This window comes from Corynebacterium sp. KPL4035, from assembly GCF_037908325.1.
GTDB classification, from domain to species: Bacteria; Actinomycetota; Actinomycetes; order Mycobacteriales; family Mycobacteriaceae; genus Corynebacterium; species Corynebacterium kefirresidentii.
In genome coordinates this window covers 144,804-161,470 of record NZ_JBBMGF010000003.1, presented here as the reverse complement: position 1 = coordinate 161,470, position 16,667 = coordinate 144,804, and the positions used below count along the sequence as shown (strand labels likewise).

At 60.7% G+C, this 16,667-nt stretch carries 18 protein-coding genes; 8 read left to right on the top strand and 10 right to left on the bottom strand.

Annotated elements, in window-relative coordinates:
- Positions 1-130: 130 nt before the first annotated feature.
- From galK to WMP96_RS04345, 6 genes are all read right to left on the bottom strand, one after another.
- Entirely contained in the window at positions 131-1,330 is a 1,200-nt protein-coding gene (galK, locus tag WMP96_RS04370; RefSeq protein ID WP_301716081.1) for a galactokinase, read from the bottom strand.
- On the bottom strand, positions 1,323-2,417 hold the full coding sequence (gene galT, locus WMP96_RS04365; protein ID WP_301716082.1) for a galactose-1-phosphate uridylyltransferase: 1,095 nt from the start codon (positions 2,415-2,417) through the stop codon (positions 1,323-1,325). Before galT ends, galK begins: the two co-directional genes overlap by 8 nt.
- The gene (locus WMP96_RS04360) at positions 2,417-2,659 is read right to left on the bottom strand and encodes a hypothetical protein (protein ID WP_023020723.1); all 243 of its coding nucleotides are present in this window, start codon (positions 2,657-2,659) and stop codon (positions 2,417-2,419) included. Before WMP96_RS04360 ends, galT begins: the two co-directional genes overlap by 1 nt.
- Before the next feature lie 10 nt (positions 2,660-2,669).
- Positions 2,670-4,319 (bottom strand): sodium:solute symporter family protein, encoded by a 1,650-nt coding sequence (locus tag WMP96_RS04355; protein ID WP_200288142.1) that lies wholly within the window; start codon positions 4,317-4,319, stop codon positions 2,670-2,672.
- A gap of 11 nt (positions 4,320-4,330) precedes the next feature.
- Positions 4,331-5,230 carry an aldose 1-epimerase family protein gene (locus tag WMP96_RS04350; protein ID WP_301716083.1) on the bottom strand — a complete coding sequence of 300 codons (900 nt, stop codon included), beginning with the start codon at positions 5,228-5,230 and terminating at the stop codon, positions 4,331-4,333.
- A gap of 196 nt (positions 5,231-5,426) precedes the next feature.
- Positions 5,427-5,870, bottom strand: coding sequence for a YdcF family protein (locus WMP96_RS04345; protein ID WP_340432204.1), 444 nt, complete (start codon positions 5,868-5,870; stop codon positions 5,427-5,429).
- A 133-nt stretch (positions 5,871-6,003) separates the two neighbouring features.
- Between WMP96_RS04345 and WMP96_RS04340 the strand changes: the two genes are divergently transcribed.
- From WMP96_RS04340 to rbsD, 6 genes are read left to right on the top strand one after another with little or no spacing between them, the layout of a single operon-like run.
- Positions 6,004-6,993 carry a LacI family DNA-binding transcriptional regulator gene (locus tag WMP96_RS04340; RefSeq protein ID WP_023020719.1) on the top strand — a complete coding sequence of 330 codons (990 nt, stop codon included), beginning with the start codon at positions 6,004-6,006 and terminating at the stop codon, positions 6,991-6,993.
- A complete protein-coding gene (locus tag WMP96_RS04335) occupies positions 6,990-8,534 on the top strand; it encodes a sugar ABC transporter ATP-binding protein (protein WP_301716086.1) in 1,545 nt (514 codons plus the stop codon). Before WMP96_RS04340 ends, WMP96_RS04335 begins: the two co-directional genes overlap by 4 nt.
- Positions 8,531-9,472: an ABC transporter permease gene (locus tag WMP96_RS04330; RefSeq protein WP_023027820.1), complete on the top strand. Its 942-nt coding sequence runs from the start codon at positions 8,531-8,533 to the stop codon at positions 9,470-9,472. The genes WMP96_RS04335 and WMP96_RS04330 overlap by 4 nt, the downstream gene beginning before the upstream one ends.
- Positions 9,473-9,484: 12 nt before the next feature.
- Positions 9,485-10,399 carry a substrate-binding domain-containing protein gene (locus WMP96_RS04325; protein WP_301716087.1) on the top strand — a complete coding sequence of 305 codons (915 nt, stop codon included), beginning with the start codon at positions 9,485-9,487 and terminating at the stop codon, positions 10,397-10,399.
- The gene (locus WMP96_RS04320) at positions 10,396-11,304 is read left to right on the top strand and encodes a ribokinase (protein ID WP_301716088.1); all 909 of its coding nucleotides are present in this window, start codon (positions 10,396-10,398) and stop codon (positions 11,302-11,304) included. The genes WMP96_RS04325 and WMP96_RS04320 overlap by 4 nt, the downstream gene beginning before the upstream one ends.
- Positions 11,297-11,671: a D-ribose pyranase gene (rbsD, locus tag WMP96_RS04315; protein WP_301716089.1), complete on the top strand. Its 375-nt coding sequence runs from the start codon at positions 11,297-11,299 to the stop codon at positions 11,669-11,671. The genes WMP96_RS04320 and rbsD overlap by 8 nt, the downstream gene beginning before the upstream one ends.
- A 99-nt stretch (positions 11,672-11,770) precedes the next feature.
- On the opposite strand, the gene purE is transcribed toward rbsD, so the two are convergent.
- Positions 11,771-12,271 (bottom strand): 5-(carboxyamino)imidazole ribonucleotide mutase, encoded by a 501-nt coding sequence (purE, locus tag WMP96_RS04310; RefSeq protein WP_301716090.1) that lies wholly within the window; start codon positions 12,269-12,271, stop codon positions 11,771-11,773.
- 24 nt (positions 12,272-12,295) lie between these two features.
- A complete protein-coding gene (locus WMP96_RS04305) occupies positions 12,296-13,411 on the bottom strand; it encodes a 5-(carboxyamino)imidazole ribonucleotide synthase (protein WP_340432247.1) in 1,116 nt (371 codons plus the stop codon).
- Between the two features lie 79 nt (positions 13,412-13,490).
- Here WMP96_RS04305 and budA point away from each other — a divergent pair, with 79 nt between their 5' ends.
- Positions 13,491-14,222: an acetolactate decarboxylase gene (gene budA, locus WMP96_RS04300; protein WP_023020711.1), complete on the top strand. Its 732-nt coding sequence runs from the start codon at positions 13,491-13,493 to the stop codon at positions 14,220-14,222.
- Here budA and WMP96_RS04295 read toward each other — a convergent pair.
- On the bottom strand, positions 14,200-14,640 hold the full coding sequence (locus tag WMP96_RS04295; protein WP_023020710.1) for a hypothetical protein: 441 nt from the start codon (positions 14,638-14,640) through the stop codon (positions 14,200-14,202). The genes budA and WMP96_RS04295 overlap by 23 nt on opposite strands.
- 36 nt (positions 14,641-14,676) lie before the next feature.
- Positions 14,677-15,561 (bottom strand): biotin--[acetyl-CoA-carboxylase] ligase, encoded by an 885-nt coding sequence (locus WMP96_RS04290; RefSeq protein WP_301716091.1) that lies wholly within the window; start codon positions 15,559-15,561, stop codon positions 14,677-14,679.
- A gap of 44 nt (positions 15,562-15,605) precedes the next feature.
- On the opposite strand from WMP96_RS04290, the gene WMP96_RS04285 reads away from it, so the two are divergent.
- A complete protein-coding gene (locus WMP96_RS04285) occupies positions 15,606-16,598 on the top strand; it encodes an ABC transporter ATP-binding protein (RefSeq protein ID WP_200288156.1) in 993 nt (330 codons plus the stop codon).
- Positions 16,599-16,667 lie beyond the last annotated feature (69 nt).

The following is a 16,667-nucleotide window of genomic DNA, read 5'->3' as shown; positions in this document are numbered from 1 at the left end:
GATCAAGCCGAATTGAGGGAATTAAGGCCGATCTGAGGCGGCCCGGCCTTCAGATCAGCCTGATCAGTATGGACCCAACGACAAGAGGCGCGCTGGGAGGGTCGCGGCTAAGCCGAGCCGGGCCGCGGAGTCAGACCAAGCGCCTGGCGCCTTCACCCGGACGCGCAACCAAGAAGGTAGGTTCCGGAAAGCCGCGCGAAACCGCAGCATCATAAATGGCTTGGGCGGTGGACTCGACGGAGGAGTGCGGGATGAGCGCGATAACCGCGCCGCCGAAACCACCACCGGTCATGCGAGCGCCCAGCTCGCCGGCCGCGGTAAAAGCGGAGTCGAGCTCCGGAGTGGTGACCTCATAAAGGTCGCGCAGAGAGATGTGGCTCTCGCGCATAAGACGCCGGAATGTATCTAGATCGGAAGATGCCAGCGCGGTAGCGGCATCTAGGGTCCGGTTGGTTTCTTCCACCACGTGGTGCACGCGGCGGCGATAGAGTTCCGCCTCGGCGGGATTGACGGTGGCGGCAAAGTCCACGGCATTCGAGATCTCGCGGATGGAGCAACCGGCGGCAGATTGGACGGCGTCGATGATGCCGCGGCGGGAGGCGTATTGGCCGTCGGAAAGCGTGTGCGGGGCATTGGTGTCCGCGATGAGCAGCACCATGTCTTGGGCCTCGATATTGAAAGGCACGCGCTCGACGGCGCCAGTGGAAAAGTCCAAAAAGAGGGCCTTGCCGCGCTGGCCAAAGAGACTGGCGTTTTGGTCCAATCCACCGGTAGAGGCGCCGACCACCTCGTTTTCGGCGCGAATGCAGGCTTGCGCCAGCTGGCTGCGGGCAGCGTCATCGGGAGAATGCCCGTGCGCGAGCTCATACGCGGCCACGGCCGTGGAGCACTCGAGGGCGGCAGAGCTAGACAGGCCAGAGCCGACGGGGACGTCGGAGACAATAGTGATATCAAGGCCCGTGCATGACAGCGTGCCCGCCGCGGTAGCGGCCCACACGGTGCCAGCAACGTAGCCGGACCAATCGGCGGGGTGGCCCGAACGAACATCGGCGAGCGGAACCTCCGCATGGGCGATGGAGCCGTCGAACTCGGAAGCTATGCGGATAAGCCCATCGCTGCGAGGCGCGACAGCAACGGCGGTATTTTGCTCCAGCGCAAAGGGAATGGAGGCGCCGCCAGCGTAATCGATATGCTCGCCGATGAGGTTCACGCGGCCGGGAGCGGCCCACACGCCGGCGGGCTCGGGCGAATCCGGGAAGGCAGAGGCGAAGAGGGCGCGCGCAGCGGCAGCGAGCTCCTCATCGGTACGGGTCTCAATCCAGTTAAGCATCCCAGATCTCCTTGAACCGGGCGGCAATGCGCTCCGGGGTGGTGTCATTAATCCACACCGCCTGCGAAGACTCGGAGCCAGCGAGGTATTTCATGCGTCCGGGCGAACGCATGAGGGAGAAAAGCTGCAGGTGCATGCGGATGCCGGGGCGCAGTGCCTTATCCACCGGCGCCTGGGTCCAGCCGGCGATATAGGGGGTCTTGTCCACGCCATCAAAGAAGCGGTCCACTGCGGAGTACAGCTTCTTAAGCAAGGGTGCGAGGTCGGCACGTTGGGCGTCGCTAAGCGCGGCGAAGTCAGGGACTTGTTCATTGGGCAAGACCATAGCTTCCAACGGCCATTTGGCGGCGGCGGGAACGAAGACGGTGAAGTGCTCGGTCTCAGCAATGATGCGGGTGCCGGCGGCGCGCTCACGATCGAGGAGATCCTGAAAGAGGTCGCCGTCGTAGGCCCGGGCGGAATCCACGATGGAGCGCAGGCGCGGCGAGAGGAATGGATAGGAATAAATCTGGCCGTGCGGGTGCTGGAGGGTCACGCCGATTTCTTCACCACGGTTTTCGAAGGGGAAAACCTGCTGCACACCGTCAATCTGGGACAACGCGGCGGTGCGGTGAGCCCAAGCCTCAATAACGGTGCGAATGCGGGATTCGGGCAAATCCTTAAAAGAAAGGGCGGGATTCTCGGTAAAACAGACCACCTCACAGCGGGCGCGCGCAGGAAGGCGCGGCACCATGCCAAGCAGGTTATCCTCCTCGGGGTGCTCGATGTCGGCCGCGGTAGCAAAAGACGGGAAGCGGTTTTCAAAGACCACCACGTCATAGCTAGGGCTGGGGATCTCCGTGGGCAGCTGGCCTTCGCGCGTGGGCGCTAGCGGGTTCTCATTGGCAGGTGGCAGGAAGGTTCGGTTCATTCGGTGGGCGGCAAAGGCCACCCAGTCTCCTGTCAGGGGATCCCGGCGCATCTCGGAAGCAGGGGCGACGGTAGGGATATCGCGGGAATCAACGAGCACGCGGTCAGGGTGGGGCTGGTCGTCGAAGTAGAGGATCTCGCGGCCGTCGGCAAGCGTGGCGGAGGTAATCTCAACCATTAGTCTTCTCCTGGGATGGTGATGGGCTTCAGGCGTGCCCACAGCACAAAGGCGGCGGCCACGGCCAGCAAAGCAAGGCTTGCCCATAGGTTATCGCTGACGTTTTTGGCCTGCCCGGTATCGGGGTTAATGCCTGGGTCAAGGAAGAAATAACAGCCGAGCAAGATGAGGCCGTAGAGGCCGAGGAGTGCGGCGATGACGTTGCGCAGGTCGAATGCGCCCGCGCGCTTTTTCTCAGACATGTTGGGCTCCTTAGGCAAAGATGACGTTCAGTGCTACGGCCATAACTAGGCAGATAATGCCCAGCGGGACGGTCTGTTGGTACCACGGCAAGGACTTTTCGGTGTAGTCCTCAAAGTGGTCCTTGGGGGTTACGGAGGAAACGAAGCCGACCAGCTCGGCATCCGGCTTGGGCTGGGTAAACAAGGTAACCACGATGGAGACCACGATATCCACGGCGAAGGCCACGCCGGCCGCGACGAAGGCGGTGCCCTGGCCTGGAAGATTAATCATGTCCGTGAAAGAAGCGACGTACCAGAAAACGATGGCGGAACCAGTACCGGCCACCAGTCCGGACCAACCAGCGTGCGGGGTCATGCGCTTCCAGAACATACCCAAGATGAAGGTGGCAAATAGCGGCGCATTAAAGAAACCAAACAGGGTCTGCAGGTAGTCCATGATATTGCCAAAGTTCTGTGCCAAAAGCGCGGTGAAGATGGCAATAGCGGTGGCGATAACCGTAGCGATGCGGCCGAACTTCAAATAGTAGTCATCCTCGCGGTCCTTGACCACGTAGGTCTGCCAGATGTCATAGGAAATGACGGTATTAAAAGCCGAGATATTTGCCGCCATGCCGGCCATGAAGGAAGCGAGCAAGCCAGCAATTGCCACGCCTAATAAGCCATTGGGTAGCAGGTCGCGCATGAGCAGCAGGATGGCGTCGTTCGGCTCGGCGCGCTCCTCCATCAAGTCAGCCACGGACACGGAAGCAACCATGCCCGGAATAACCACCAGGAAAGGCACGAACATCTTGGGGAAAGCACCGATGATTGGGGTCTTGCGGGCCGCGGAAATAGAATCCGAGGCCATGGCGCGCTGGACTTCTACGAAGTTAGTGGTCCAGTAGCCGAAGGAGAGCACGAAGCCTAGGCCCAGGACGATGCCGATGACGGACCACACCGGGTTTTCGAAGCCGGAGATGTCCGTGCCCGGCCAGGTGTGGAAGTGAGAGTCATTGGCCACGGCGTCTTTTAACCCGCTCCAGCCGCCCACGCGGTTCAACCCAATGATGGTTAGTGGGGCAAGCGCGGCGATAATGACGAAGAACTGCAGCACCTCGTTATAGATGGCGGCCGAAAGGCCACCCAGGGTGATATAGGACAGCACAATAAACCCGGCAACCAAGAGCGATACCCACATCTGCCAGCCCAATAGGGCTTCTACGATGGTGGCCAGCAGGTACAGGTTCACTCCTGCAATGAGCAGCTGGGCTACGGCAAAAGAAATCGCGTTGACCAAGTGCGCGGCATTGCCAAAACGTTTGCGCATAAATTCCGGCACCGAGCGGACCTTGGAGCCGTAGTAGAACGGCATCATCACAATGCCCAAAAAGACCATGGCGGGGATGGCACCAATCCAGAAGTAGTGCATGGTTTGGAAGCCATACTCCACGCCATTGGCGGACATACCGATGATTTCCACCGCGCCTAGGTTAGCCGAGACGAAGGCCAGTCCGGTCACCCAGGCGGGCAAGCCTCGACCGGAGAGGAAGAAGTCGATGGAACTGGACACCCTGGCCTTGGCGGCCCAGCCGATACCTAGAACGAAGAGGAAGTAGATGGCTACCAATAAGTAATCCACCCAAGAGGCATCGAGCCTCAATACGGATTCAGCAGTCTCCATGGCTGACCTTTCTAGTTATTATTTTCTGCTGCCAGCAGCAGCGCATAAGTCTGTGGATTTTGAGCACTCAAGCGCGCGAGATCTTCCCCGCTACGCAGCGCATTCGGCGGCGCGCTCATGGGCTCTACCGCAAGCGCCTTGCCTGGGCCTTGTTCCCGCGGGAAATCGGCCGGGGTGAACATTTGCACCCAGTTCAGGCCCTCGCCGATCTCCAGCCGCACGCCTTTTCCACCGGCTGTATATATGGCCGTCAGCGGCCCCTCACCGTGGAAGCAATCGTCCCAATCCACCTCGGCGATGGGTTGGTTGACAATGCGCACCTGCTCCGTCTTGCCCGTAGGCAGGTTGCGCGCGTCTAGCACGTGGCGCTTGCCGACGTCCACGCTCAGCACCGCTTCCTCCGCCCCAGCTCCCTGCGGGGAGAGGTAGAGGTGGAGCCCATAGGCGAAAGGAACCTCGCCGGGGTCCGCGGTGCGGGCGGTGAGCTGGTGGTGCAATCCTTGCTCATCGAGAGCATAGGTAGCCTCCAGCTGAATGGCCCATGGCCAACCGTGCCGCGGCTCAATGTCAAAAGCGAGGATCACTCGGTTTTCTGTGCGTTCTTTTATCCGCCACCAGTCCACCGCGAAGCCGTGGATGGCGTTATTGCGCTCCGGTTCCGTAATTTCTAGCTGGTGGGCGCTCCCCTGCCATTCAAACCGGCCATCTTCGGTGCGATTGGGCCACGGCGCCAGCACCACCCCGGCCATGAGCGGTGGTTTACCGTCGTAGCTTTCTACCAAAGGTGCACCGCGATAGGTCAGCGCCTTGATTGCACCGCCGAACAGAGCAATTTCGGCCGCGTAATCGCCATGGGAAATGGCGACGCTGGGGTATTCAGCGTCAGAGCCAGCCGCTCCTCCACTGGTCATAACAAAGACCTTTCTGGCTATAACTTTCGTTGGATTTAGCCTAGGAGCACGGCAAAGCGTCGGTCAATCGTTTGCATAACCACCAGCGAATACCCACCGTTTCAGCAGGTTACGGACCTAGAGTTAACCGCTTGTTAACCTCTTTCGGGGCTGGAGGCCCGCGGACAGAAAGGGGGCTACCTTATAAAGAGAAGCGCTATCCGCGAATCCGCCGCCACGCTATTCGCGCTGCGGAGTGCGGGGTAGCTAGAACTTCACGCAGATAGTTACGCGGCATTAACCGCCACGGGGTGCGCGCGGGATGCACGCGCACAGCAATACCTAGGTGCCGCGCCCACAGCGTTGTGCGCAGGACATGAAAATCATTGGTCACCACCTGCAAAACGGCGTGCGGGGCCAAGCGGTGTGCATTTTCCAGGTTCTCATTGGTACTCGTGGCGTCTGGCTCCACCACTACTCGCTCAGCAGGTACGCCGCGCTCAATAAGATAAGTGGCCATCGGACCTGCCTCGCCGCGACCAGAGACAATAATCTGCTGGCCATGATAAAGGGCCAGCGCTTTAGCCAGACGCGAACGCAACATAGCGCCGGGATAGCCGTGGGTTACGCGGGAACCCAACACGAGGAGCGGGTCAGACATGGATACCAGCATAGACTCGCCACACCTTGACAGAAAGATAGAAAAGGCCTTAGGTTTAACTCGAGCATGCAATCGATTGCACCCCGTAGGGCCAGACGATGGCTCATACGCCTTAAAACCCAAGGAGGTCAGCATGGCCGGAACCACCCTTAAAGACGTGGCCGCTGCTGCTGGAGTATCCATTTCTACCGCGTCCCGCTCACTCTCGGGCAACCCTGCTATCTCTGAATCCACGCGCCAACGCGTGAAGGACACGGCCGTCAAGCTGAACTATAGGCCCAACGCCCAGGCCCGCGCCTTGCGTAGCTCTCGGTCGAATGCCATCGGCCTAGTCATCCCCAGCCTGGATAATGCCTATTTCGCCGCGATGGCGGCAGCCGTTGAAGAGGCCGCCGATAAACAGGGTCTAGCCACAATGATTACCAGTTGCGGCGAGGAACCACAGCGGCTAGTCAAGGCCCTCGATGCCCTCATGGAACGCCAGGTGGACGGAATTATCGCCGTACCGCTCGAAGGTGCCGAAGAAGCGCTCGAGCAGGCGCGCACCTACCGGCCGCTCGTGCTCATTGACCGGACCCTGAGCCAGATTCCCGCAGTGCTATCAGATCCACACAAGGGAATCGAACAGGCCGTGGAACAGCTCAAGGAGAAGGGGCACACGCATATCGGCTACCTGTCCGGCCCGCAGGAAACCTCCACCGGCCGGCAGCGACTCGAAGCATTCAAGGCCGCCACGCGTGGGATGCCTACCCACATCCACCACGGCAGCTACCGCCACCGCGAAGGTTATAAGGGAGCCATCGCGCTCCTGCAGGAGGGCGTCACCGCGCTTATTGCCGGCGATTCCATGATGACTGCCGGTGCACTAGAGGCCTGCCATAATGCGGGTAAGCGCATCGGAGAAGAGATCGCGCTCGTGGGCTTCGATGATTTTATCTACCTGCGCTTTCAGCCCTCCCCCATCTCGGTAGTGGACCAGGATGTTGCACGGATGGGCGAGACCGCCACGGCTAAGCTCATCGCGGCCATTAACGAAAAGCGCCAGCCAGAAGGCGAAGTGCTAGACACCCGCTACATCCCACGCATGTCCACCGCCCACCACCTCAATGAGGCCACGCCATGAGTGACCACGTATTGCGCTTAGAAAGCGTAACCAAATCCTTTGGCCAGGTAGAAGTCATTAAAGGCGTGGATCTCACCGTCCGCCGGGGTCAGGTCCAAGCCTTGCTGGGTGAAAACGGCGCCGGAAAATCCACGCTCATCAAGATGATTGCCGGTGTCCACCAACCAGATTCCGGCCGCATTGTGGTGGATGGCGCAGAGGTTAAAATCCCCGACACCAAGGCCTCCGAGGCGCTGGGCATCGCCACCATCCACCAAGAGCTCAACCTCGTTCCCACCATGTCGGTGGCCGAGAACATCATGCTCGGGCGCACCCCGCGCCGCTTCGGGTTGGTCAACCACAAACACCTCAAGGCACAGGCCCAAGCCGCGCTGCATCTCATCGGCTTGGACGTGGACCTGGATATGCCGGTGGGTGAGCTCGGCGTCGCCAAGCAGCAGCTCGTAGAAATCGCAAAGGCGCTGTCCATGAATGCGCGAATTCTTATCCTGGATGAGCCCACGGCCGCGCTCACCGGTAAGGAGGTCGATGCCCTCTTTGCCGTGCTTGAGGAGCTCAAGGCCAAGGGCGTGGCCATGATTTTTATCAGCCATCACTTGGAGGAACTAGCGCGAATTGCAGAGACCATTAGCGTGCTGCGCGATGGTTCTTTCATTGCCGAAGTCCCTGCCGATACGGACGAGGACGAGCTGGTCCGGCTCATGGTCGGCCGCGAGATTGAAAATCAATACCCGCGCAAGGTTCCCCCTGAACACGGAGAGGCCCTACTAGAAGTCTCCGAGCTGACTTCCGACGGCGCCTTTCACGACGTCACCTTCTCCGTCCATGCCGGCGAAGTCGTCGGCCTAGCCGGACTCGTGGGTGCTGGCCGTACCGAGGTCATTCGCGCCATCGCAGGCGCCGATCCTTACGATTCCGGCTCCATCCGCGTTGGCGGCACGCAGCTGCGCAGCGGCGATATACGCGCCGCCATCCGCGCCGGCGTGGGCCATATCCCGGAAGACCGCAAGTCCCAGGCGCTCGTCCTTGACGCCTCCGTGGGCGATAACCTGGGGTTTGCTACCCTCTACCCCACTGCCAAGGCAGGGCTTGCAGACCGCAGCGGCCAACGCCGCCGCGCCGGTGCGGTAGCGGAAAAGCTGCGCATCCGTATGGCCGATCTCTCGCAGCCCATCCGGAACTTATCCGGTGGCAACCAACAAAAGGCCGTCTTCGGCCGCTGGGTACTGGCCGGTTCCAAGGTCCTCCTGCTCGATGAACCCACCCGCGGCGTCGACGTCGGCGCCAAGGTGGAGATTTACAACATCATCAATGAGGTCACCGCTGCCGGCGGCGCCGTGCTCATGGCCTCCTCCGATCTACCCGAGGTGCTCGGCATGTCCGATCGCATCCTCGTCATGTCTGGTGGTCAACTCGCCGGCCAACTCCCCAAGGACTCCACCCAAGACGAGGTCATGGCCTTCGCCGTATCCAATGTGACCTCCGCTACTTCCGCCGCTGCTGCCGCACCTGCCGGAACTGACCCCAAGGATGAAGCTTGACCAAGAATCGAGTAGTTAACTGGGCGATGAATAATGGCGCACTCGTTGGCCTTATTGCCCTGTGCATCGCGCTGTTTATCGCCACCCCGTACTTTCTTACCGTGGCGAACCTGCTCAATATCGGCATCCAGGCCGCCACGGTGGCAATCTTGGCCTTCGGCATGACCTTTGTCATCGTCACCGCTGGCATCGACCTTTCGGTAGGTTCGGTCGCCGCGCTGGGTGCCATGGTCTCGGCCTATATGTTCTCCACCGCTGGTCTACCTGGCTGGCTCACGTTGCTCATCGGCCTTATCGTAGGAGCGCTGGCCGGCGCCATCTGCGGCATGGCCACCGCGTGGGGCAAGATTCCGTCCTTCATCGCAACGCTGGCCATGATGTCCATCGCCCGCGGACTTACCCTGGTCATCTCCCAAGGCTCGCCCATTGAAACCGCCCCAGCCGTCAACGCCTTTGGCGGCGATATCGCGGGCTTCCCAGTGCCAATCATCATGATGGTCATCGCCGGGCTCATGTGCTGGTTCATCCTAGAGCGCACGGTACTCGGCCGTTCCATGTACGCCATCGGCGGCAACCTCGAGGCCGCCCGTCTCTCGGGCCTGCCGGTCAAGCGCATCCAGATCGCCGTCTTCGCACTCTCCGGTTTCTTTGCCGCCTGGGCCGGCATGGTCATGGCAGGCCGCCTCGAATCTGCGCAACCTCAGGCCGGCACCGGCTATGAATTGGATGCCATCGCGGCCGTCGTCATCGGCGGCGCCTCGCTCTCCGGCGGCCAGGGCAAGGCCACCGGCACGCTGGTCGGCGCAATTCTTTTGGCCGTTATCCGCAACGGTCTGAATCTGCTCAATGTCTCCTCTTTCTGGCAGCAGATCGTCATTGGTTTGGTCATTGCGCTGGCCGTCGGCTTCGACGTTATCCGTAATAAGACGGCCAGCTAAGGAGCACCCACCATGAAAAAGCTCATCGCCACCCTTCTCGTGCCCGCCCTCGCGCTTGGCCTTGCCTCCTGCAATCGTTCGGAAGAAGACCGCAACCGCATCACGCTAGCGCTGTCGACACAGACCAACCCCTTCTTCGTTGAGCTGCGCCACGGCGCACAAGATAAGGCCAAGGAGCTCGGCGTTCCGCTGGATATCCAAGACGCCTCCGATGACCCCGCCCAACAGGTCAATCAACTGGGCAATGCCACGTCAATGGGAGCCAAGGTCGTCGTGGTTAACCCCACCGATTCCGATGCCGTCGCCCCGGCCGTGCGCGGCATCAAGGATGACGGCGTACCGGTTATCGGCGTGGACCGCGACGTCAACGGCGTAGAACTGGATTCCATGGTGGCCTCCGATAACGTCGCCGGCGGCGCACAGGCGGCGAATACACTCGCGCATTCCATCGGGGAAAAGGGAGAGATACTTATCCTGCAGGGCACCGCCGGTACCTCCGCCTCGCGCGAGCGCGGCAAAGGCTTTGCAGAGCAGATTGCGAAGTACGGGGATATTCGGGTCGTCGGCAAGCAATCGGCGAATTTTGACCGTACGGAGGGCCTCAACGTTGCCACCAACCTGCTGCAAGCCAACCCCGATATCAAGGCGATCTTTGCAGAAAACGATGAAATGGCGCTCGGCGCGGTCGAAGCCTTGGGCTCGCGCGCCGGTACTGAGGTCAAGGTGGTGGCTTTTGACGGCACCTTCGATGGCCTCAAGGCAGTCAAAGATGGCAAGCTGGAAGCTACCATCGCCCAGCAGCCCGCAGAGCTCGGTGCCCGCGCCATCGAACAAGCCGCAGCGCTCCTGCACGGTGGCACGGCGGAGAAGAACGTCCCCGTCGAGGTCATCACCGTCACCCGCGACAATGTAGAGGATTTCCAATGAGCAAGCTAACCGTCGTCGGATCCATCAATGCCGATCTCATCGTCCACGCCGAGCGCCACCCGCAGCCCGGCGAAACCCTGCTGGGCTCCGGCGGCGAGATTTTAGCTGGAGGCAAGGGCGCCAATCAGGCCGTTGCGGCGGCGCAGCTGGGCGCCAACGTGGCTTTTGTGGGCGCGGTGGGCTCCGATCCTTATGCTGAGCCCGCCATGTACTATATGCGCACCTCCGGAATCGATCTCGGCACGGTGGAGCAGGCCGATACCAATACGGGCCTCGCCGTCATTACCGTCTCGGCCGATGGCGAGAACACCATCGTCATCTCCCCCGGCGCCAATGCGCTTGTCGACGCCCCCTTTGTCACCGCCCGCGCCTCCACCATCGCCGATGCCGACGTGGTTCTCCTCCAAGGCGAGATCCCTGCCTCTGGTTTTCAGGCGGCAGTCGACGCTGCGCAAGGTCGCGTGGTGGTTAACCTCGCTCCGGTAGTCGAGGTCGACCGTGACTCGCTTCTGCAGGCCGATCCCCTGCTGGCCAACGAACACGAAGCGGGGCTCATCTTGGACCAGCTCGGCCTGCCAGCTGAAGGCGCCCCGCGCGAGCTCGCCCACCGCCTGGTAGAGGCCGGTTTCCGTTCCGTCGTGCTGACCCTTGGCGCCCACGGCGCCTACGTTGCTAACCCGGAAGGCGGCGCGGATATCCCCACCCCGCGCGTGACCGCCGTGGATACCACCGGCGCCGGCGATGCCTTCGCAGGTGCCTTTTGCGCCCAGCTCCTCGCTGGAGCCTCGCTTGTCGATGCCGCCACCTTCGCCGCCCGCGTCGGCGCCTTCGCCGCCACCGGTAACGGCGCGCAGCCCTCCTACCCCACGACCGCATCCACTTTGCCGGAGGTCACCAATGCGTAAGTCCGGTCTCCTTAATCCCGCGCTCGCCGGTGCCGTTGCGCGCCTTGGCCACACTGATACCTTTGTCATCGCTGATTGCGGCCTGCCCATTCCTCACGATGTTTCAGTCATCGACCTCACGCTTACCTTCGGCATCCCCACCTTTGCCGATACGCTGGCCGCCCTCCTCGACGAAGTCGTAGTCGAAGCCGCCACCATCGCCGATTCCATCCCGACCGAGGTGCGTTCCTTGCTTCCCGCAGTACCCCTCACCGAGGTCTCCCATGACGACCTCAAACGCGAAGTTGCCCGCGCCTCCTTTGTCGTGCGCACCGGTTCCACCACGCCGTTTGCCAATGTCATCTTGCGCTCCGGCGTGCCCTTCTAGCGTTCGTCGACGTCACCGCGCAGAAGACAAGCACGCTTTGCCGAAACCTCCGCGGTTGTGGCTAAACGTGCTTGTTTTATTTACTTCTTTTCCTAAGAGCTACTCTCCCAGCAGCTTGTCGCGCAGGTTCTTATCCTTCTGCTCGACTTCCTCGGCCATCTGCTTTTGGTAATCCACCATCTTGTCCTGTATAGCGGGGTCACCTGCCCCGAGAATGCGCGCAGCAAGCAGGCCGGCGTTTTTTGCACCGCCGATAGAAACGGTGGCGACCGGCACACCACCGGGCATCTGCACGATGGAAAGAAGAGAGTCGAGGCCATCGAGCTCCTTCAAAGCGCGCGGGATGCCGATGACTGGCAGCGGCGTGGCCGCTGCAACCATGCCGGGCAAGTGCGCGGCGCCACCGGCACAGGCGATAATCGCTTTCAGGCCGCGGGTATGGGCTTCTTTTGCGTATGCGAGCATCTTTTCTGGGGTGCGGTGAGCGCTGACCACGCCAACTTCGAAGGGGATGCCAAAGTCTGCGAGGACCTGGGCGGCGGGTTCAACGGTGGGCCAATCAGAATCAGAACCCATGATGATGCCTACGTGTGGTTGCATGCTGTCCTTTCTACAAGCAGAGTTTTATGCCCATTCGGCGTGCACGAGGTAGTGCGCTGCCTGGCGGGCGATGGTCAGGGTCTCGTCGGTGTCCTCACCGGTAACGTTGACGTGGCCAATCTTGCGGCCAGGGCGGTGGTCCTTGCCGTAGAGGTGAATCTTGGCCTGCGGGTAACGCTTCATTACTTCACGAACGCGCTCCGGCATGGGCATGGCAGGATCTTCGTCGGTTCCCAAGACATTGGCCATGACGGTGACGGGGGCAAGCGCATCGACCGCACCTAGCGGGAGGTCGAGCACGGCGCGCAGGTGCTGCTCAAACTGGGAAGTAACACAGCCGTCCTGAGTCCAGTGACCGGTGTTATGCGGACGCATGGCCAGTTCATTGACGGAGATGTCCTCGCCCTCGGGGCCGTCAAAGGCAAAGAGTTCTACGGCGAGCACGCCGGTCACGCCCAAGGACTCGGCAATAGACAGTCCCAGCTCGGAAGCGCGCTGGGAAAGTTCCGGGGTAAGGCCGGGGGCGGGCGCGATGGCCTCGGCACAGATGCCGTTTTCCTGGCGGGATTGGGTAATCGGCCACACCTTGACCTCACCGGAGGGGCGGCGGGCAACGAGGATGGAAAGCTCGCGGGTCAGGTCCACCTTTTCCTCAGCCATGAGAGGGGTACCGGCCTCGAGCAGCTCGGAAACCAGCTCAAAGCAATTATCGGCGGTGGGGAACCACACGCCCTTGCCGTCGTAGCCACCGCGGCGGGCCTTGAGGCAGACGCGACCATCGACGGCGTCGAAGAAGGCGCGGGCATCGGCCACCGAATCGATTGCAGCAAAGCGCGGCACGGGTGCTCCGAATGCGGCGAGCTTTTCGCGCATCTTTAGCTTGTCCTGCGCGTAAATGAGGGCGGTGGGCTGGGGCTGGACGTTAAATCCGGCGTCGATAAGCGCGGTGGAGTGTTCATTGGGCACGTGCTCGTGCTCGAAAGTGATGGCATCCGCGCCCTCGGCCACGCCGCGTAGCTCCTCCAGGGAGGTATAGTCCCCCAGCACCACGTCCGGGGTGACCTGCGCCGCGGAAGAATCCGGCTTGCTGGCTAGAATCCGCAGGTGAATATCGAGCTCCGCGGCGGCCGGCTGCATCATGCGGGCCAGCTGGCCGTCGCCACAAACAGTTACAATAGGCTTTAAGTCACTCACGTCCCCCAATACTAGCCTGGATACTATGTTCACTCGTCATACCATCTTCCAAAATTCACTCATGACCGCTTTGCTTGATGGCATTTATGACGGCGAAATGACCATTTCAGAGCTGCTAGGTAAGGGAAACTTCGGCTTGGGCACCTTCGATGGCCTCGACGGTGAGATGATCATTTTGGACGGCACCTGCTACCAACTGCGGGGCGATGGTTCCGCACAGATTGCAGATTTGGATCAGCGCACCCCCTATGCGGTAGCCACCAATTTTGTTCCTCGCATTACTGCCGACGCCCCCGCGGGCCTGCGCCGCGATCAGCTCTCCGCCTTTATCGATAGGCTCGAGCCTTCCGCCAACTACATGTATGCGGTGCGCATCGTGGGCACTTTTAAGGAGGTCACCACCCGCACGGTGGTCAAGCAGGAAAAGCCCTACCCACCGATGTCAGAGGCCGTCGGCGGAGATAAAGAGCTGCACTTTCAGAACGTCGAAGGAGTCATCGGCGGCTTCCGCACCCCCGTTTATGAAAAAGGAATTTCGGTGCCAGGCTGTCACGTGCACTTTATCGACGCCGCCCGCACCTCCGGTGGGCACGTTTTGGACTACGTAGTAGATAAGGCAACGGTTGAGCTTTGCCCCGCCTCTGATTTAGAGCTGCGCCTGCCGCTGACGCAGGAATTTAGCCGCGCCAACCTCTCGCCGGAGGACCTGGATAGCCAGCTGCACACCACTGAGGTTAAAACCAAGGGCGATCATTAATAATCTCAGCCACGCGCTTGGGCTTAGCAACATTAGGGAAATACATGGCGCGGTCCCAACCATGGATGGCTAGAGACACTCCGCCGCGTCGTTTTCGAGCACCGCGAATATCCTGCAGCGGAATCGAATCGATAGTGCGCCCCTCGCGCGCGATGACGCGCCGGTTGGTCACTATGAAGCGCTTGCGACGGGCCTTATAAAGCGGGATGACAAAGCGCCAGATTCCCAACAGCGCCCACACCGCGACCAGTCCATTGCGCAGCATCGGGTCTACTGCTTGGACATCGCACCAACCGATGGCAATCCACAGTAGACCGGTAATGAGGATGAGCTCGAGAAAAGGGAAAATCAATGCGCGAAAAGGCGCGGAGACATCTGCGCGCTTGATCTCGCCTTGGCCCATCTTCATTAATCCCATAGCTATGGATGCTACCTCCCGTGTCTCTTGTGCGGTCTACTGCTGTGGGCGCAGATGCGTGACATCGCCCGCGGAATAGTACTCACCAGCGACCATGATGCGGCCGTCCTCGCCGATTTCATCCACGTGCCCAATAACATCGCCGGATGGAGTTTCTAGGCGCACCTGTTGTCCCAGTGAGGAACACACCGCACGGTAATCGCGCAGGAGCTGCGGATCGTGGTTCTCCCACTGCACAATACGACGGCGCAGGTTCTTCAGCACGTTAATGGCTAGCTCGGTACGGTCGGTATCGCGGCCTTCGAGCGCGAGCGAAGTGGCCTTTTCAATCGGCAGGTCCTCGCGGGTCAAAGTGACATTGATGCCCATGCCTACGACGACGCGCGCGGAAGGTGAGGCACTGCCTACGGCTTTATTGAGCTCCGCCTTATTGACTTCGGTTTTATTTACTTCCGCCTTGTTGACCTCAGCCTTATTAAGTTCAGCCTTGCCCACTTCCACCTTGGTGAGCTCGGTCTTTGGCGCGGTCTTGAAAGCCTGGCCCACGGGTCCGGCCTCAGCGAGGATGCCGCACAGCTTATTGCCATCGATATGCACATCATTCGGCCACTTGAGCACGGTGCCCTCGATGGAACCGGTGACCGCCAAGCCCGCGGCCAGAGGTAGGGTGCCCAAGTGATCGAGAGATTCCGGCAGCAAAAGCACAGAGAAAATGACTTGCGAACCGGCCGGCGCGGTCCAGGAGCGGCCAAGACGTCCCTTGCCGGAAAGTTGTTCGTCGGCAAGCAGCACGGTGCCATCCGCAACGTTGGTGGCCTGCATCAAGTCGGTATTGGTGGAGCCGGTCTTTTCCACGAAATCGATGGTGGTGAAATCATCGGCCAATGCGGTGCGAATGCGTTCCAAATCAAGTGCAGTCATAAGCTTTAAGGATACCGGCCATCAATGGTGCTAGTGTGTTGCGCATGGCAAAGGTCACTTTTGAAAAGGTCAATATCACCTACCCTGGCGCGAGCGCGCCCACGGTAAAGGACTTGGACCTCGAAATCGCGGACGGCGAGTTTCTGGTGCTCGTTGGTCCTTCGGGCTGCGGTAAATCCACGACGCTGCGCGCACTGGCGGGATTAGAGCCGACATCGAGCGGCCGCATCACCATTGATGGCAAGGACGTGACCAACTTAGAGCCAGGCGATCGCGATATCGCCATGGTCTTCCAGAATTATGCGCTTTACCCACACCTGACAGTAGAACAAAACATGGGCTTTGCTTTGAAGCTGGCAAAGTTGCCCAAGGCCGACATCAAGTCCAAGGTACACGCAGCTGCGGAGACACTCGGTCTGACCGATTACCTCAAGCGCAAGCCCAAGGACCTTTCCGGTGGCCAGCGCCAGCGCGTGGCCATGGGCCGCGCCATTGTGCGCGAGCCGAAGGCCTTCCTCATGGATGAGCCACTATCCAACCTGGATGCCAAGCTGCGCGTTCAGACCCGCGCCGAGTTGGCCAGCCTGCAGCAGCGACTGGGTACGACGACGATATACGTCACCCACGACCAGGTAGAGGCGATGACCATGGGTGACCGTGTGGCGGTGCTCAAGGACGGCGAGCTGCAGCAAGTTGCCCCGCCGCGCGAGCTTTATGACGCCCCCGCAAACGAATTCGTCGCCGGTTTCATCGGATCGCCAGCCATGAATATCTTTGACTACAACGGCGGCCGCGTAGGTGTACGCCCAGAAAAGATGTTTATCAACAAGGGTCCAGTGGGTTTCCAAGGCGTGGTGGACATTGTGGAAGAGCTGGGCGCCGAGTCCTATGTCTACGTCACCGAGGGCGAAAACCGCTTTGTTGCTCGCGCCGAAGGTACCCCACCACAGCGCGGCGAAGATGTCGTACTGACATTCAACCCGCGCGAAGCACTCCGCTTTGACCCAGAAACGGGGCGCCGTATCTCACAGGATTAGCCCCACGGCGGACACTGGGCCACAGTGCCGCAGGTACGTAGTCCAACCTCCCGCCGCCCCCTTTACTAC

Excerpts from the sequence above, each read along its gene's own strand:
- WMP96_RS04355 (WP_200288142.1), bottom strand. The coding sequence starts at position 4,319 with ATGGAGACTGCTGAATCCGTATTGAGGCTCGATGCCTCTTGGGTGGAT.
- galK (WP_301716081.1), bottom strand. The coding sequence starts at position 1,330 with ATGCTTAACTGGATTGAGACCCGTACCGATGAGGAGCTCGCTGCCGCT.
- WMP96_RS04295 (WP_023020710.1), bottom strand. The coding sequence starts at position 14,640 with ATGGGATTAATGAAGATGGGCCAAGGCGAGATCAAGCGCGCAGATGTC.
- WMP96_RS04350 (WP_301716083.1), bottom strand. The coding sequence starts at position 5,230 with ATGACCAGTGGAGGAGCGGCTGGCTCTGACGCTGAATACCCCAGCGTC.
- WMP96_RS04325 (WP_301716087.1), top strand. The coding sequence starts at position 9,485 with ATGAAAAAGCTCATCGCCACCCTTCTCGTGCCCGCCCTCGCGCTTGGC.
- WMP96_RS04335 (WP_301716086.1), top strand. The coding sequence starts at position 6,990 with ATGAGTGACCACGTATTGCGCTTAGAAAGCGTAACCAAATCCTTTGGC.
- WMP96_RS04305 (WP_340432247.1), bottom strand. The coding sequence starts at position 13,411 with ATGATGCAGCCGGCCGCCGCGGAGCTCGATATTCACCTGCGGATTCTA.
- budA (WP_023020711.1), top strand. The coding sequence starts at position 13,491 with ATGTTCACTCGTCATACCATCTTCCAAAATTCACTCATGACCGCTTTG.
- WMP96_RS04360 (WP_023020723.1), bottom strand. The coding sequence starts at position 2,659 with ATGTCTGAGAAAAAGCGCGCGGGCGCATTCGACCTGCGCAACGTCATC.
- rbsD (WP_301716089.1), top strand. The coding sequence starts at position 11,297 with ATGCGTAAGTCCGGTCTCCTTAATCCCGCGCTCGCCGGTGCCGTTGCG.
- WMP96_RS04290 (WP_301716091.1), bottom strand. The coding sequence starts at position 15,561 with ATGACTGCACTTGATTTGGAACGCATTCGCACCGCATTGGCCGATGAT.
- WMP96_RS04340 (WP_023020719.1), top strand. The coding sequence starts at position 6,004 with ATGGCCGGAACCACCCTTAAAGACGTGGCCGCTGCTGCTGGAGTATCC.
- galT (WP_301716082.1), bottom strand. The coding sequence starts at position 2,417 with ATGGTTGAGATTACCTCCGCCACGCTTGCCGACGGCCGCGAGATCCTC.
- WMP96_RS04320 (WP_301716088.1), top strand. The coding sequence starts at position 10,396 with ATGAGCAAGCTAACCGTCGTCGGATCCATCAATGCCGATCTCATCGTC.
- WMP96_RS04345 (WP_340432204.1), bottom strand. The coding sequence starts at position 5,870 with ATGTCTGACCCGCTCCTCGTGTTGGGTTCCCGCGTAACCCACGGCTAT.
- purE (WP_301716090.1), bottom strand. The coding sequence starts at position 12,271 with ATGCAACCACACGTAGGCATCATCATGGGTTCTGATTCTGATTGGCCC.
- WMP96_RS04285 (WP_200288156.1), top strand. The coding sequence starts at position 15,606 with ATGGCAAAGGTCACTTTTGAAAAGGTCAATATCACCTACCCTGGCGCG.